General features: G+C 71.5%; 12 protein-coding genes. 2 read left to right on the forward strand and 10 right to left on the reverse strand.

What is annotated here, in order from left to right; genetic code table 11:
• The coding region (locus ABZV06_RS05905) for a hypothetical protein (RefSeq protein ID WP_355618998.1) at positions 1-264 on the reverse strand (264 nt) is incomplete at its 3' end.
• A gap of 197 nt (positions 265-461) precedes the next feature.
• Between ABZV06_RS05905 and ABZV06_RS05910 the strand changes: the two genes are divergently transcribed.
• Complete coding sequence (locus ABZV06_RS05910) at positions 462-1100, forward strand: response regulator transcription factor (protein WP_355240644.1); 639 nt, start codon at positions 462-464, stop codon at positions 1098-1100.
• 2 nt (positions 1101-1102) lie between these two features.
• On the opposite strand, the gene ABZV06_RS05915 is transcribed toward ABZV06_RS05910, so the two are convergent.
• The 4 genes from ABZV06_RS05915 to ABZV06_RS05930 are packed head-to-tail and all read right to left on the reverse strand — an operon-like array spanning position 1103 to position 10027.
• On the reverse strand, positions 1103-2482 hold the full coding sequence (locus ABZV06_RS05915) for an EsaB/YukD family protein (protein WP_355240641.1): 1380 nt from the start codon (positions 2480-2482) through the stop codon (positions 1103-1105).
• A 26-nt stretch (positions 2483-2508) separates the two neighbouring features.
• Positions 2509-6507 (reverse strand): type VII secretion protein EccCb, encoded by a 3999-nt coding sequence (eccCb, locus tag ABZV06_RS05920; RefSeq protein WP_355240638.1) that lies wholly within the window; start codon positions 6505-6507, stop codon positions 2509-2511.
• A gap of 6 nt (positions 6508-6513) precedes the next feature.
• Positions 6514-9258, reverse strand: coding sequence for a right-handed parallel beta-helix repeat-containing protein (locus ABZV06_RS05925; RefSeq protein ID WP_355619001.1), 2745 nt, complete (start codon positions 9256-9258; stop codon positions 6514-6516).
• Entirely contained in the window at positions 9248-10027 is a 780-nt protein-coding gene (locus tag ABZV06_RS05930) for a hypothetical protein (protein WP_355240632.1), read from the reverse strand. The genes ABZV06_RS05925 and ABZV06_RS05930 overlap by 11 nt, the downstream gene beginning before the upstream one ends.
• A gap of 155 nt (positions 10028-10182) precedes the next feature.
• Here ABZV06_RS05930 and ABZV06_RS05935 point away from each other — a divergent pair, with 155 nt between their 5' ends.
• Positions 10183-11199, forward strand: coding sequence for a CE1758 family FMN-dependent luciferase-like monooxygenase (locus ABZV06_RS05935; RefSeq protein WP_355619004.1), 1017 nt, complete (start codon positions 10183-10185; stop codon positions 11197-11199).
• Here the strand turns inward: ABZV06_RS05935 and ABZV06_RS05940 are convergent, their stop codons facing one another.
• The 5 genes from ABZV06_RS05940 to ABZV06_RS05960 all read right to left on the reverse strand — a co-directional run bounded on the left by ABZV06_RS05940 (position 11200) and on the right by ABZV06_RS05960 (position 15870).
• The gene (locus ABZV06_RS05940; RefSeq protein WP_355619007.1) at positions 11200-12873 is read right to left on the reverse strand and encodes a hypothetical protein; all 1674 of its coding nucleotides are present in this window, start codon (positions 12871-12873) and stop codon (positions 11200-11202) included.
• The gene (locus tag ABZV06_RS05945; RefSeq protein WP_355619010.1) at positions 12870-13100 is read right to left on the reverse strand and encodes a hypothetical protein; all 231 of its coding nucleotides are present in this window, start codon (positions 13098-13100) and stop codon (positions 12870-12872) included. Before ABZV06_RS05945 ends, ABZV06_RS05940 begins: the two co-directional genes overlap by 4 nt.
• 35 nt (positions 13101-13135) lie before the next feature.
• Positions 13136-13501 carry a hypothetical protein gene (locus ABZV06_RS05950; protein WP_355619013.1) on the reverse strand — a complete coding sequence of 122 codons (366 nt, stop codon included), beginning with the start codon at positions 13499-13501 and terminating at the stop codon, positions 13136-13138.
• Between the two features lie 71 nt (positions 13502-13572).
• Complete coding sequence (locus tag ABZV06_RS05955; RefSeq protein WP_355240617.1) at positions 13573-14196, reverse strand: sigma-70 family RNA polymerase sigma factor; 624 nt, start codon at positions 14194-14196, stop codon at positions 13573-13575.
• A gap of 120 nt (positions 14197-14316) precedes the next feature.
• Positions 14317-15870 carry a S8 family serine peptidase gene (locus ABZV06_RS05960; protein WP_355240614.1) on the reverse strand — a complete coding sequence of 518 codons (1554 nt, stop codon included), beginning with the start codon at positions 15868-15870 and terminating at the stop codon, positions 14317-14319.
• Between the last annotated feature and the right edge of the window lie 75 nt (positions 15871-15945).

The following is a 15945-nucleotide window of genomic DNA, read 5'->3' on the forward strand; positions in this document are numbered from 1 at the left end:
CACCGTGCCATCAGCCGACACCTGCAACGTCACATGACTCGAACCGTCGTACGACACCTTCGAGCCATCGTCGAACGACCACGTACTGCCATCACCCGCATACGCGATCGACGCGACCCCACGCCCATTGGGCAGCACCACATGCGTCGGGCCATCATCGGTGAAGGCACTGAACACCGTGCCGTCCGGCAACTCCTGCGACGCGACGTGACCGTCATCGTCGTACGAGACAACCGACCCGTCAGAGAGCTTGTCGGTCAGCACTCGGCCTCCTGGTCGGGGCGTCGGATGGCAGTCCCCTCTGAGGCTAGGAGCGAGCATGGGAGCGCTGGAAATCCTCCGTTCAGGGACGTGCGTGAGATCTCCGGGGAAATCCGACCGTCCGTGAACCGGTGCCGTGGGCGACACGTTCTAGGAGCCGTTCACCCCGGTCCGCCCGGGTTGAGGCCCTGGAGGTACTCGTGTATTCAGTCGCGATCGTCGCTGCACAGCCCATCGCACGCGCCGGCATCGAGAAGCTGACCTCGGACGACCCGGGGCTGCGGGTGGCGGCGGCAGTTGGCTCCCTGCGGGACCTGTACAACCGCGGCGGGTCGTACGACGTCGTCGCGCTCGATTTGCCGCAGGTGACCGCTTCCACGCTTGACGACGTGGCCAAGCTGACGTCGATCGGGGCGCCACTGGTGAGTTCGGTGTGGGAGGGCTCCCCGTCGCTGTTGGCGACCATCCGCGCGGGGGCGCGCGGTTGCATCAGCCGGCAGGCGGAGCAGCGTGACGTGCGCGAGGCCATTCGGGTGACCGCTCAGCAGGGTTTCTACCTGTGTCCGCGCATGATCGGTCAGTTCCAGATGGAGCTGAACAGCCGCGGCGACGAGGACCGTAGCGGGCTGGCGCCACGGGAGGTGGAGACGCTGCGGTGGATCGCCTCGGGCTTCACCCACGCGCAGATCGCCACCCGGATGGGCCTGTCGCAGGCCACGGTCAACACCTACGCGAAGCGTATCCGCGCCAAGTTGAACGTGAGCAACAAGGCCGAGCTGACCCGGATGGCCATCGAGATGGGCCACCTGTCCCGTACCCGCCGCAACCCCGCGGCCTGACCTCAGAACAGTGCGCGGCCGACCGCGACCAGGTGCTCGAACACGCCCAGCACGCCCAGCGTCAGCGGCGCGATGGCGAGCCCGGTGACGACGCCGACGGCCTCGGCGCGGCTGCGTTTGCGCGGTGCCCGCGCCACCGTCGCCGCGTCGGTCTGATCATCCTTCGGGGGAATCAGGTAGGCCATCGCCACACCGACGCCGACGACGAGCAGGCCGGCGACGAGCAGCAGGGCCGCGACGAGTACGTCGGCAGCGCCGGCCCGGCTCACACCCACGATCAGCGCGAACAGTCCGATGAGACCCGCACCGGCGGCGGCGAGCAGTTCACTGGTGACGGCGGCCTGCCAGGCGCGGGCGAGCAGGGCCGCGCTGATGACGATCGCCGTGGCGACGGCGAACCCTTCGCCGGAGACCGCGAGCGGGGGCAGGGCGAGAGCCAGGGCGACGGTCGGCCCGGCCACGACGACGGCCAGGAAACGGTTCGACTCGCGTACGAGGTGGGTGGTGGCTTCGGCAGCCGCGGTGCGCCCACGGGGTCGGCGTACTCCCCAGGACGTCAGCATCGCCGACGTGCGGCGCGAACCCGCGAGCATGGCCACGGCCACGGCGGCGACGAGGGCCATGGCCTGGTTCCGGTCGGCCTCCAGGCCGAGGAGGAGCAGCGCGACGACGGCCGCCACGAACAACTGGACCTCGACGGCGGCGACGACCACGCTGGGTACGAGCGCCAGCCCCATGATCGCGGCAAGGTTCGCGCCGGCGATGGCACCGATCCAACGGTAGTCCGGGCCGCCCAGGCCACCTCCGACGAGCAGGCCGGCCACGGTCAGGCACGGCAGGGTGCCGAGCACCACGAGGTGGACGAACGCCTCGGGCATGGTGCTGGGCTTCTGTTGTAGACCCCAGGCGACTCCGAGAAGCGCCAGCGCGATCAGGACCAGGACGATCACCGTGACGGTCGGGGCGCGCAGTCCGCTTGCCCGACCGACGAGGACCGCTGCGGCGGCGAGCCACGCGAGGCCGAAGGCGAGCACCACCGGGCCTCCGCTCGGCCGGGTGCGGCGCTGGGCGGCCGCCTCGTCGGCGACGACCTCGTCGATGTCCATGACCACGGGCGCCTCACCGGGTTCCCGGGTGACGTCACGCAGGTAGAGCACCTGCCCGTCGACCACACCAAGGTCCTGGAGGCTCGCGTCGAGCGGGTACGCCTGCCCGTCGACACCGGCCAACGACCAGGCGGCCGGCATCACGTCCGGCTCGGCCTGCCCGCACAGCTCTGCCAACTGTGGCGCGTACTCGCCGATGGGAGCGGTGGACGGCACGGCGATGTCGACCCGGCGCAGTTGTCCCACGACCGTGATGCGGCTCTGCTCGTTCGCCATTGAAGACGCCTTTCGGGTACGGGTTGTCAGACGCTCGTGGCGACCTGGATGAGCCGGCGGGGACGTCCCCGCTCGACCAGGACGCCTCGGCCGGGCGGACGCTGGGCGGCACGTTCGTCGCCGAGCACCACCCCTTCGCGGTGGTCACCGGAGAGGATCAGTCCGCCGGCGCCCATGTCGCGGATGCGGGCGGCGAGCGGATCGCCCATCGTGCGGGAGATACCGGTGACCCGCCGGGACAGGACGACGTGCAGGCCGACCTCGCGAGCCTGCGGTATGAACGCGGCCAGCGGGTTGAGCGGGCCGGACGCGCCGGCGAGCAGGTCGTAGTCGTCGGCGACGACGTACAGCTCGGTGCCCTCCCACCAGTCGCGGGCCTTCAGTTGGGCCTGACTGATACCCGGCGGGGGTACGCGTTCCTTGAGCTTCTCGACGACCTGCTGCACGTAGACCTGCGCGGTGGTGGCGTCGCCCGCGTACGCGCCGAGGTAGTCCTCGGGTACGACGTCGAGCAGGGTGTGCCGGTAGTCGAAGAGGACGACCCGCATGTCGTAGGGGGAGGAGCGTTCGGTGAGCCCGCTGAGCCAGGTCTTGAGCACGGTGGTCTTGCCGGATCCGGCGTCGCCGTACACCAGGAAGTGGGGGTTGTCCCCCAGGAGGTCGAGGGTGACGGTTCCCAGGTCGTCCTCCGCGAGACCGATGGGGACGGCGGTGCTGGCGGGGTCGGTGGCCAGCTCGCGCACCTCCACCCGGTGGGGGAGCAGCTTGACCGGGGGCGCGGCCCGGCCGGTCCATCCTGCGGTGATCTTTGCGATCGTCTCCTCCTGGGCCTCGCGCAGGCCCTCGGCGGTGTCCTGCCCGTCGAGACGGGGTAGCACGATCTGGAAGTAGGCGCCGGGAGCACTGAGACCGCGACCGGCCGTCCCGGACGGCACACGGGCGGCCATCCGCCGGTTGACCTCGGATTCGGTGGGATCGTTGAGGCGCAGCTCGATGCGGGTGCCGATGCTGTCGCGCAGGGCCGGCCGGATGTCGTTCCACCGGCCGCTGGTGAGCACGACGTGCACACCAGCGCCGAGGCCGCGGGCGGCGATCTCGGTGACGATCTGCTCGGCGCCCTCGAACTCGGCGCGCAGCGCTCCCCAGTTGTCGATGAGCAGGAAGATGTCGGCCCCGCGTACTCCGGCGGGCAGTTCACCGGCGGCGCGGCGTTCCCGGAAGTCCCCGATCGAGTCGACGCCCAGCTCGCGCAGCAGGCGCTCCCGTTCGACGATCAGTGACCGCATCTCGGCGAGGGTGCGGCTCACCAGTTCGAGGTCGGTACGTCCGGCGACCGAACCGACGTGCGGCGCCGCCGTGAACGGATGCAGCGTGCCGCCACCGAAGTCGATGCAGTAGAACTGCGCCTCGGCCGGGGTGTGGGTGAGCATCGTCGACATCATGATCGTGCGCAGCAGGGTGCTGCGGCCGGTACGCGGTGCGCCGACGGCGGCGAGGTGACCGTGCGCCCCGCCGAAGTCCATGAGCAACGTTTCGTGTTCCTGCTTCAGCGGCAGGTCGAGCAGGCCCAACGCGATGGAGAGTTGACCGGTCAGCGGCCACATGCGCGCGCTGTACCCCCGGTCCGGCTGGTCGGTGGGGCGGCCGATGAGGTGGTCGAGCGCGAGTGCGGGCGGCAGCGGCGGCAGCCACACCTGGTGGGCGGGCGCGGTCAGTGAGCTGAGCCGCTCGACGATGATCTGCAACTCGGTGGGGCCGCTGCGGTTGGTGGCCTGGTTCTCGTCGGGCTCCCGCTCGATGACCTCGGACGCCGTGCGGATACCGAACGGTGCGAGCGTCGGACCACGGCCGGCAGCCGCGTCCCGCTCCTCGGGGCTGACGAACGGCGAGGAGACGTGGGCAACCCGCAGCCGCTGGTAGATGGACTCGTCGACCTTCAGGTACGCGGAGCCCGGGATCGGCGGCAGCTTGTACGCGTCCGGCGTCCCGATCACCGTCCGCGACTCGGCCGCGCTGAAGGTGCGCAGGCAGATCCGGTACGACAGGTGCGAGTCGAGCCCGCGCAGCCGTCCCTCCTCCAGTCGCTGGGTGGCCAGCAGCAGGTGCATGCCGAGTGACCGGCCGACCCGCCCGATCTGGACGAACAGTTCGGTGAAGTCGGGCCGCCCGGCGAGCAGTTCACCGAACTCGTCCACGACGATGAGCAGGTAGGGCAGCGGCTCCAGGGGTCGACCCTGCGGGTCGGTGACGCCGCTGGCACGGCGCATCTGGTACTCGCGGATGCTGTCCACGTTGCCCGCGTCGCGCAGCATGCGTTGACGTCGCTGCTGCTCGCCCATGAGCGCGGCGAGCACCCGGTCGATCATCGCGGCGTCGTCGGCCAGGTTGGTGATCAGCCCGGCGACGTGTGGCAGTCCGACCAGCGGGGCGAACGCGGCACCGCCCTTGAAGTCGACGAGTACGAAGCTCAGCAGCTCCGGCGAGTGGGTCAGCGCAAGGCCCATGGTCAGGGTGCGCAGCAGCTCGCTCTTACCGGAACCGGTCGCGCCCACGATGAGGCCGTGCGGACCGGACCCGCCCTGCGCCGACTCCTTGATGTCGAGTACGACGGTCCGACCGTCGCCGTCGGTGCCGATCGGCGCCCGCAGCATCCGGGGGTCTCCCGGGGCGACCCATCGACCGGTCAGGTCCGCGCTCACCGGGTCTGCGCCGAGCACCATCTCGGTCAGCGACCGGGTCCGGGTCAATACCTGTTCACGCTCGTCGGACAGCCGCAGCGGGGCCAGCGCTCGGGCGATCAGTTCGGCGAACTCGGGGGTCACCGCGTCCGGCACGCAGTCGACCGCGGGCGTGGTGACCAGTTCGGTCCGGCCCTCGACGGCCAGGTGACCGTTGTCGTCGACACGTACCCGCAGGTCGACGCGACCGGGCTCGTCGGCGTCCCGGTCCGCCAGGAAGATCAGCGTGAGGCCGGTCTCCGGCCCGGCCGCCAGCAGCAGCGCGTTCATCAGCTCCGAGCGTCCCCACTCGGAGACGGGTGCGAATCCGGTGAACACCACGATGAGCCGGCGCTGCCGAGGCGCGCTGCCGCGCTCGGCGGCCAGTTGGGACCTGCGGGCGGTCTGGGCCTCGATCCGCTGGGCCAGCTCCTGGGTGAGGTACGGGCCCAGCAGCTCGGGGTCGGGGGCGATCAGCGACACGGTGCCCGCCTCACCGCGGGTCTTCGGCTCGAACGTGTGCGGCAGCCACTTGGCCCAGTCCCAGCGGGGCGCGCCGGACGTCTCGACGGCGATGGTCACGTCGTCGGGAGCGTGCAGCACGGCCACCTGGCAGAGCAGAGCACGCAGCAGGGGTTCGGTGCGGGCGGCGCCACCGACGAGGCTGATCACCCCGGCCTTGCCGACATCGACCACCATCGGCTGGCGTTCCACCCGCCCCATCTGGTCGATGAGGGTGCGCGCCGCCTGCGCCGACTCCCAGTCGTAGTCGGCCAGCGGGTCCATCTTGGCGTCCATCTGCAAGGGCGTGGCGAGCCGCACCGAACCGCAGCCGAGCCGCGTACGCAGGAAGTCGTCATCCTGCTGGCGGCGCTCCCAGATCCGCTGTCGGGTGGTGGCGATCGACCAGAGCCGGGCCGGCTCAGGATTGCCGAACGCCGCCACCGTGCGCTGCGCGGCGGCCACCTGCCGGGCGCTGTCCCGGGACAGTTTGAGGTGGCCCCGGTAGCGCAGCCGCTGGCGCCGGGTGGTCTTGCCGGCCACGCTGCGCTGCTGCATCCGCATGGCGATGACCGCGCCGACGGACGTCACGAAGAAGAGCACACCGATGATGATCAGCGCGGGTCGCCCGAACGTGACCATGTACGCGGCCATGCCGACGCTGGACAGCAGCGGCAGGACGAGGCTCCACGCCGTGTTCGACGGGTTCTCGGTGGGCGGCTCGGGCGGGGTGGGCAGTACGACGGTGTCGTTCGGCAGTTCGGGTTGCAGGACCCGCGCCGGGCGGTGGAAGGCGAGTTTGGTCACCCGAGGTCACTCCCGGAAGTCGACGTCGATGCCGGCAAGGTCGTCCGCCTCCAGCGTGCTGAGGTGTTCGTCGGTCGGGTTGATCAGCTCGAACACGCGGGCGGCGTGTTGCTCGGTCATCTGCTGGAACACCTTGCGCGCGAACCGCCCGTTGCCGAAGCCCTCGCCCCGCCCGGTGGCCCCGAAGAAGGACCGCAACGCCGACTGGGCGGCCGGCGACAGTCGGTAGTCGTGCTCTCCGGCCTGCACCTCGACGATCTCGACCAGTTCGTCCGAGGTGTAGTCGTCGAACGTCAACGTGCGCGAGAACCGCGACGACAGGCCCGGGTTGGCGGCGATGAAGTGCCGCATCTGGTCGGGGTAGCCGGCCACGATGACCACCACCTCGGCGCGGTGGTCCTCCATGAGCTTGACCAGCGTCGAGATCGCCTCCTGGCCGAAGTCGGAACCCTGGCCCTCGGGCACGAGCGCGTACGCCTCGTCGATGAAGAGCACGCCACCGAACGCGCGCCGGAAGGCGGCCTCCGTCTTGGGCGCGGTGTGCCCGACGTACTCGCCCACCAGTTGGCCGCGGTCGACCTCGACCAGGTGCCCGCTGGCGAGCATGCCCATGGCCGCCAGCAGTTGGCCGTAGAGGCGGGCGACGGTGGTCTTTCCGGTGCCCGGGTTGCCGGCGAAGATCAGGTGGCGGGACATCGGCGGCGGCGACAGCCCGGCGGCGCGTCGCCGCTGGACCATCTGCATCAGCTTGACCATGGTCTTGACGTCCTTCTTGACGCCGGTGAGACCGACCAGGGCGGCGAGTTGCGCGAGCAGGGCGTCGAGGTCCGCCTCCGAGGCGACCGGATTGACCTTCCCGACGGCCCTGCGCTGACCGCCTGCCGCCAGCGCCGGCACGGCCAGGGCGGAACGCTCGGCCGGGGTGGATCCCCAGGTGGCGCTGCCGACGTCGGTGCTCCAGCACTCCTGGAAGGTCGCCTGGCCGCCCTCGGCCTGGCTGACGTCCTCGTCGGCGTCGTGCACGTGGCAGCGCAGCAGTGTCGGGTCGGCGCCGCTGCCCACGTACACGGACGGGTAGGCGGTGTGCGACACCTCCGCGTCGACGACGAGTCCGTGCGCGTCCGGCCCGAAGTAGAGACCGTTCTTCTTGCAGTGACTCAACCGCAGGTCGCGGACGACGGGTGCCGCTGCCGCCCAGACGGCCAGCCCACTGCCGCCGACCTCGGTGATCTCGCAACCCTCCAGCACCGCGCGGGACTCCTCGCCGAGGAACACACCGGCCGCGCCGCAACCGTCGACCCTGGTTCGGATCAGCGTCGGCGCGCAGCCCGCCGCCACCTCGATGCCGGTCTGCGCGGCCGCGCTGACCCGGCAGTCCTCCACCAACGGGCGGTGCGGAGTGTCGAGGTGTACGCCGATCGTGCCGCCGGTGACGGTCACGTCACGCAGCACTGCGTCGGCCGCGCCGTCGACGTGCACCCCATGATGCTCGGCACCCTCGACGACCCCGCCCCGCACGTGCAGCAGAACCCGCTCACCCGCCCGCACACCGATCTCCGGCGTACCCGCCACCACGCAGTCGACGAGCGTGGCCTCGGTCGTACCGACCAGGTGAACCGCGGTGAGAGCGCTGCCGCGGATCTCGCAGTCCCGCAGCAGGACCCGACCACCGGCCGCGTAGACGCCGTTCGCGCCCGAGTCGGTGAGAGCGCCGGAGAAGGCGCGTACCTCGGCCTCGTCGCGGACCGCGAGCGCGGTCTGCCCGGTGTGTGCCACGCGGACGTCGTGCAGCGCGAGCCGGCTCTGCCCGGTCGCGAGGATCCCCGCCGACCCGGCCCGCTCCACGTCGGTGTCGTCGACGCGGACCTCGGGAGAGCCCTCCAGGAGCAGTCCCGCCGCCTCGGTGCGGCTGATCCGGCACCGCTGGAGGGTGACTCCACCGTTCCCGGGATCACCCACCTGCGCGCCGACCAGCATGCCGGGCTTGACCGCCGGCCACCAGGCCGCGTCGAAGGACGCGCTGCCGGTAACCCGCACACCGTCGGCCGCGATGTCCTGCAACACGCAGTCGGTCAGGCGGGCCGTTGCCTGCTCGGTGATCGCGACGCCGACGGCACCGATTCGGCCGAGCTCACACCTATCGAGTACGGCCGTGGCGGTGCCCCCGGCGACCAGTCCGGCTCCGGTGATCGAGTCGAGATGCACGCCCACCAGTTCGCCGCGCGCCGAACCGGTCAGCACCACACCGTTCCCGTCGACGCGGTCCACCCGCACGTCGACGGCACCGAGCCGCGCGCCGTCCGTCGCCGTCACGCCCGTACCGGTGACGTCCTGCACCGCGCACTGCCGCAGCAACGCCGCCGCTCCACCGGAAATCTCGATGGTCCCGCCGCTGACGATGGCCGCCTCCAGGGTCAGCGAGCCTCCGGTCACGCTGACCGCGACCTGGCCCCCACGGGTGCCGGAGACGGTCAGTCCGCGTACGGTCGCCGCGCCCCCACGGACGACGAGCGCCGGACCCTCGGCGGCGGTCAGCTCGGCGGTGCCCTCCTCCTCGACGAGGAGGGTGATCGGGCGGTCCAGGACGACCTGTTCGCGGTAGACACCCGGCGCCACCACGATGACGGTGTCCTCCCGGGCGGCACGTACCGCCGCCCCGATGGTGCGGTGCCGGCCCCAACCCCTGGTGGACACGCGTTCCACCCGGCCCGTCGCCGGAATCGGCGCGAGGGTTTCGGTATCAGGTCTCACAGGCCACCTTCAGCTGGGCGAGCGCGATCCGGCTGCCCTTGGCCCCGGCACTGCCAGCCAGGTCGAGAGCGACCGCGATCTTGTTCTGGTGCACCGGAAACGTGCCCGCCGGCGCCCAGGTGCCGGCGTGTGCCTTCTGGTCGAAGGTGAAGTTGGCGTACGGGGTTCCGCCCCGCCCCGGCGTCATCGCGTACCGGACCCGGTTGGCGGGGTTGTAGTCCCCCTCGGGTACGTAGACCGAGACGGCGCAGGTGTTCATGCCCTTCGGCGGCGCGAACCACCACGTGACCGACTCGACGCCGGCCTTCGTCTGCTTCGTCGCCGGAGGCGGCACCGTCGCGTACGTACCGTGGCAGTTGTCGCCGTTCCACCCACCGGTGCCGACGGTCCGCCACTGCGCGGTACGACCGGCCGCCTCGAATCCGTGATCCGACGCGGCGACGCAGTCCCAGCCGGCCACCATGCTCCAGGTGGTGGGCGCGCCAGAGGCGAGCACTCCGTTGGGTGGAGCGGCCTGGGCCGGGGGTTTCTTCTCCAGCGGCTTGACCAGACTCCAGAAGATGCCGACCACCAGGGCGCCCACACACACCAGGGCGGACACGGTCACGAGAGTTGGCCAGCGCACGGTGAGTCGTTCACTGGCCGGGCGATCACCGGCGTGCTCCACGTAGGCGCGGACGAACTCCCGACGCCAACTGATCGCGGCTGCGGGCCCCGAACCCTGCGGCTCCGGCATCACCACTGTGGGGGCGCGGGACGGCTCAGCCACGGTCACCTCCAAGATTCCCGTTCACCAGACGGGTGGCCGACCGTCCCGGTTCACGAGTTCGTGGTGAATTTGCGAGCGACCACGCTCGGCGGGTGAACCGGGTGGCCCAGAAGCCCGTTCTGTAGGGGTCGTCGGCGCGGTCACCGGGAGGTCGGATGCAGTTCGGTGTGTACAGCGTGGGTGACCTCACCCCGGAACCAACGCAGGGGCGGACGATCAGTGAGCACGAGCGGCTGCGAGCCGTCGCTGTCATCGCCGAGCACGCCGAGGCAGCCGGATTCGACGTCTTCGCCGTCGGCGAGCACCACACCGGCGCGTACGTGACCTCGTCACCGGTGGCGCTGCTCGGATACGTGGCGGCCCGGACCTCACGGCTGCTGCTGTCCACGGCCACCACGCTGATCACCACGAACGATCCCGTTCGGCTGGCCGAGGACTACGCGACGTTGCAGCACCTCAGCGCCGGCCGGCTCGACGTGATGGTCGGCCGGGGCGCCTCCCGCTCGGCCTATCCACTGTTCGGCCAGGAGATCCGCGACTCACACGCCCTCGCGGCGGAGAACTACGCCCTGCTGCACCAGCTCTGGCGTACCGAGGACGTGCACTGGTCCGGCACCTTCCGGACGCCGCTGCACGGTCACACCACGCTGCCGCGTCCGCTCGACGGCACCCCGCCGTACGTCTGGCACGCGGCGGTCACCAGCGAGGAGACCGCCGAGCAGGCCGCCCGGTACGGCGACGGCTTCTTCGCCAACCACATCTTCTGGCCGGCTGAGCACACCCGTCGGCTCGTCGCGTACTACCGGGAGCGCAGCGCCGTACACGGTAAGGGCCCCGCGGTGGTCGGACTCGGCGGCCAGGTCTTCGTCCGTCGCCGCTCGCAGGACGCGGTCGACGAGTTCCGCCCCTACTTCGACAGGTCACCCGTCTACGGCGGGGGACCGTCGCTGGAGGAGTACACCGCGACGACCCCGCTCACCGTGGGCAGCCCCCAGCAGATCATCGACCGGGTGCTCGGCTTCCGCGAGTACGCCGGCGACTACCAGCGTCAACTGTTCCTCATCGATCACGCGGGGCTGCCCCTGCGGGTCGTCCTGGAGCAGCTCGACATCCTCGGCGAGGAGGTGCTACCCGTCCTGCGGCGCGAGGCACCCGCGCTGACCTGGTCCTAGTCAGCTCGGCGGAACATCCGCGGTGACGACCGCGCCGCCGCCGGCCCGGGCGACGGTGAACGATGCCACCGACTTCAGCGGCACCGCCAGGTGACCGCTGACGTTCTGCGTCGTGTCGTCGGCCTCCCAGCTGAGTACGCGCCAGACATGGCCGTCCGACGTGGCCGCCATCAGGCGATAGCCGACGCCCTTGTCGAGCCCGTCGACGGCGGCCCGGACGTCCACGCCCTCACCCTGCCCGGTGGCCACCACGGACAGCGAAGCGCCCGTCGCCGAGTCGGCCGCTACGGCGGTCACGGTCACCGCGAGCGGTGGCGTGACCCGACCGACGTGCTGCACCAGGGCCCCGATGGCCAGGCCGGCCACCGCGAGCGCGGTCGTGAGCAGCAGACCGGCACGCACCACCGCACCGCGTCGACGCCGTCTCGGGGCACCGGCCCGACCCGCGTGGGCCTCCCCGCCGGGACGGCTGCGGTCGTTTCGTACCACCGCCGGAGCGGTGGAGACGGCCGCGACCGCCGGTCCTTGGCTGCGCAGCGGTCCGGCCTTCCCGTGGCCGCGCTCCTCCCGATCGGCCGACCGGGTCGGACGCGGGCGTTCGGCGGTGGGGAGGATCGGCTCGGAGGAGAGCGCCTCGGACGGCCGTCGGGTCGATCCGGGCAGGACCGGCAGACGCGCGGCCGGCCCGGGCGCGACGCGAGGCACCGGGTCCGGTGCCGGCACCCCCCGGACCGGCACAGCCGGGACCGGGCCGGGCACATCCCGAACCGGCACAGCCGCGACCGGCGCTGGGGCGGTCGGGCCCGGGGCGGACACAGCCGGGACCGGCGCGGACACGGTGGAGACCGGCGCGTCCGGAGCACCACCGGGGGCGGACGCTGGCGCAGCCGCATCTGGCACTGCAGTGGCTGACACAGCAGGGGACGGCACGGCCGAGGCTGACGCGGCCGGGGCATCGGCGGCGGGCGCAGCCGCAATCGGTACGGCCTGGGCCGGAGTGGCGGCCGGGGCGACCGGCGCCGGGGACGGCAGCAGGGACGGCGTCGCGGACGGCGTCGCGGACGGCGGCCGAGCGGACGGCGGGGCCGGAGGGCCCACCGGTGGGGCCGCTGCCGACGCCGAGGTGGTGTCTTTCGGCGCGGGCGGTGACGTGGTGCGCGGGCGCGCGACCAGCGGCTGGTTGACCGGTGGCGGGTCCACCGGAGCGGGCGGCTGCGGCTCGGGCGGGCGGCTGTCGGACCTGGCGACTCCGGAGCCGACGGCCGCAGGCCTGTCGCCCGGGGACTCGGCGGCCATGGACGCGGCGGCTTCGGGGCTGGCAGCCCTGGACCTGCTGACCCTGGACGCCACGGGTCCGGCCCGGTCCCGGAGTCGACGCCGCAGACCCGGTGTGGGCTCCGGCTCCGGTTGGTGCGCGAGGAACTCGACGAACCGGGCCGGGGGTGGGCCGGTGCGGTTCAGCGCCCCGAAGCTGTCGAGCAGCTCCTCCCGATCCTTCTCCGGCAGCAGTGCCAGCACCGCGATCGTCTCGATCACGGCCACGGCGGCGTCCCGGCAGTCGGCACAGTCGTCGAGGTGCGCCGTCACCAGCGTTCCCTCCACGCGGTCGAGCACGTCGAGGTAGTACGGGGTGAGCAGTTCGGTGACGTGCGGGTTGCCAGCTCCGCCGCTCATCGTTCACCCGGCCGGGTCGACGGGTCGACATCCTCGCCGCCGGCAACTGCCTCATCAGGCTCGCCGAGCAGGGCCAGCGCCGCGACCGTCTCGACGATCTCGCCGGCATGGGCCTGGCAGCACGCGCACACCAGGAGGTGGCGGTGGATCAGATCACTCCGAGCAGGGTCGAGCGCACCCAGGTAGTGGAGGACGAGCTGCTCCTCCTCGATGTGAGCGCCCCGCACGCTCTCCGCCCCTCTTCTCCGCCCAGCTTCCCGTCTCAGGACCCGAGCAGCCGCCTCTGGTCCTGCTGTGCCGTCGGCTTGCCCGGGACCTGGTCCGCCCCGTCGATCTCCAGGACCATGCCAGAGTTCCGGTTGGCGATCCAGACCGTGCCGCCGCTGACGTCCCTGCGGCTCCACTGCCGGTCCGGGCGCGCAGCGACCCGTCGCGGCGGGGCACCCTCGGCGGGCGAAGTTTTCAGCCCGTCGTACGCGTCGGTGACGTAGCCGGGCCGCGGGAAAGCGCTCTTCCACACCTTGTCCTCGGAACTCACGGAGAGCCCGAAGGCACCCATTTCGGCACGTCCGCGTCTGGTCGCCAGGAGGCGGTGCCACACGCGCCGCAGCTTTGCACGCTTTTTCATGATCCACTCTTTGCGGCTAGAACGTCCGGAAGGAGACGGCGCTCACCAGACGGCGCGGCGACGGCGGCGGTTCACGGTTCGTCGGACATTCGTTCTTTCGTCGGAGGCCGGAACACGAATCCTCGGGCGATGAGCGCCTCACGGAGCGCCTTGAGCCCGTAGAAGCTCCGCGACTTCACGGTGCCCGGCGGGACGGCCAGCAGTTCGGCGACCTCGGCCACGGACCGTTCCTGGAAGTACACCTCGACGAGCGTGACGCGCAGCCGCTCCGGAAGTGAGTTGAGGGCCGCGCGCACCTCCTGCGCGTCGATCATTCGCTCGAAAGCGTCGCCCGCGCCCGCGTGCGTGTCGATGAACTCGTCGGAACGCTCGTCGGGGCGCACGTTCGCGGCGCGAAGCTGGTCGATGAAGATGCGCTTGGCCACGGTGAGGAGCCAACCCCGGCTCCAGCGCCCGTCCGCGTTGCGGGCACCCGGGTGCCGCCATGCTCTGAGCAGCACCTCCTGGACGATGTCCTGGGCTCGGTGGACGTCGCCGCGCGTCAGTCGGGTCAGGAAGCTGAGCAGCACCGGTCCGTGGACCTGCTCCAGGTGTCGCAGCGCTTCCTCGTCGCTCTCATCGGTCGCGGCCGCCGACTGGTACGGGACGATCTGGGCGGCCTCGGGTTCGTCCGGGCCACGAAGACCTGAGGACATATGTGGCACCCGGCCACCATGCCAGCGATCACCACACCTGTCATGACGTTGCCGCGCACCGACGGACGTCCCCGAAAGGGGACGTCCGTCGTGTCCCGAGGGGGACGTCCGACCCTCGGATCAGCCTCGTGCCGGGCTGGGTTCGGTGAAGGAATCCTCGTCCTGGGCGCGGTCTTCACGCAGCAACCGCCGCACGCGCAGGACCAGCATCACCGCCGCGACGAGCGCCAGGAGGGTCACGATCACGAGCAGCGTGGTACGGCCATCGGTCATCCCACCGCCGCTCACCGGCATGCCGCCGACCTTGGCCTTGGTGACCTCCTCCGGGAGCCGTGTGGTCACCGACGCCGCCAGGTCGATCAGGCCGTAGCCGTACCGGGCGTCCGGCACCTTGCCGCTGCCCATCTTCTGCGCCGTCGCCTCGATCCGGTGGGCCACCTGCTGCGCCGTCAGATCCGGGTACGCGGCCCGTACCAGCGCCGCGGCACCGGCCACGAATGCCACCGCGTACTGGGTGCCCGACCGTGCCGACGAACCGGTGCCGGTGATGCCGAGTTCGGTGATGTTGACACCGGGCGCCACCACGTCGATACCGCCGAGGTGGTAGTCCGCCGCCCACTGCCCGTCCATGCCGATGCCGCCGACCCGCAGCAGGCCCGGGCTTGTCCTGGCGTCCTGCGCCACCACCACGGAGGACAACGGGGAGCACGCCACCACGACGACGTCCTTGCCCACCGCGCCGTTGACCGCCGCGATGACGCCGGGGTCGTTGGTGTCCACGTGTGACCCGAGCGCGATCACCGTCGCGCCCGCCTCGGCGGCCGCCGTGATCGCCGACGCGCTGTCCTCGGCGCGGGCCTTGCCGGCGGCGTCGGTGATCCGGACGGGCATGACGGTGGCATCGGGAGCGATACCGCTCGACCCCCGGTCCTGGCTCACGATGAGCCCCGCCATCCCGGTGCCGGTCCCCAGGCAGTCGGTGTCGCCCCGACCCGAGCCGGCGATGATGTCCATCCCCTCCGAGACGTGGCCGGCCACCTGCGGGAGGCTGCCGTCGACGCCGGAGTCGACCACGGCGACCAGCTGACCGTTGCCCTTACTCGTGGGCCACGCCTGGTCGGGTGCGAGTCGGAGGGTGGCCCAGTTCGACTTGGAAGAGGACGTCGAGGCGGTCGCGCACTGGCCCGGCTTCGGTTTCGTACCCGGCTTGGTGGTCTTGCCGGGCTTCGTGGTCGGACCCGGCGGTGTCGTGCCCTTGCCGGGCTTCGTCGCGCCGGGGGACGGCGACGACTGCGGCCTCGGACCGGGCGACGGCACGGTGGTGGGTGACTTGTCCCCGAGGGCTCCGTGCTGCACGCCGGCACCGACCGCGTCCCACGGCAGGATCAACATCCAACCCGGGTTGAGCTTCGCCGGATCGGTCAGGGCCTGGCCGTCGGGTTGCTTCCGGCCGGCGTTCAGATTGAAGATCTCCGACGATCGGGAGCCACTGCCCAGGAACCGGTCGGCGACCTCCGTCAGGTTCTCCGGCTTCCCGGCGTACGACGTGGTCACCGTGTAGTACTTGACGTCCTCGGCGACGGCGGACGCCGCCTGCGCGGTGAGGCCGAGCAGCGCCAGGACCATCGCGGCGACCAGGCTGACGCGTCCGGCCGAGCGGGTGTTGCAGGACATGGATTCACCTTCGTCGTCGCCCCGGACTTCTCCGCGCGGCCGCCCGACCGGCACGCCGGTCGACCACGCCAGCCA

It is taken from the genome of Micromonospora sp. NPDC005172, assembly GCF_040608555.1.
Classification (GTDB): domain Bacteria; phylum Actinomycetota; class Actinomycetes; order Mycobacteriales; family Micromonosporaceae; genus Micromonospora.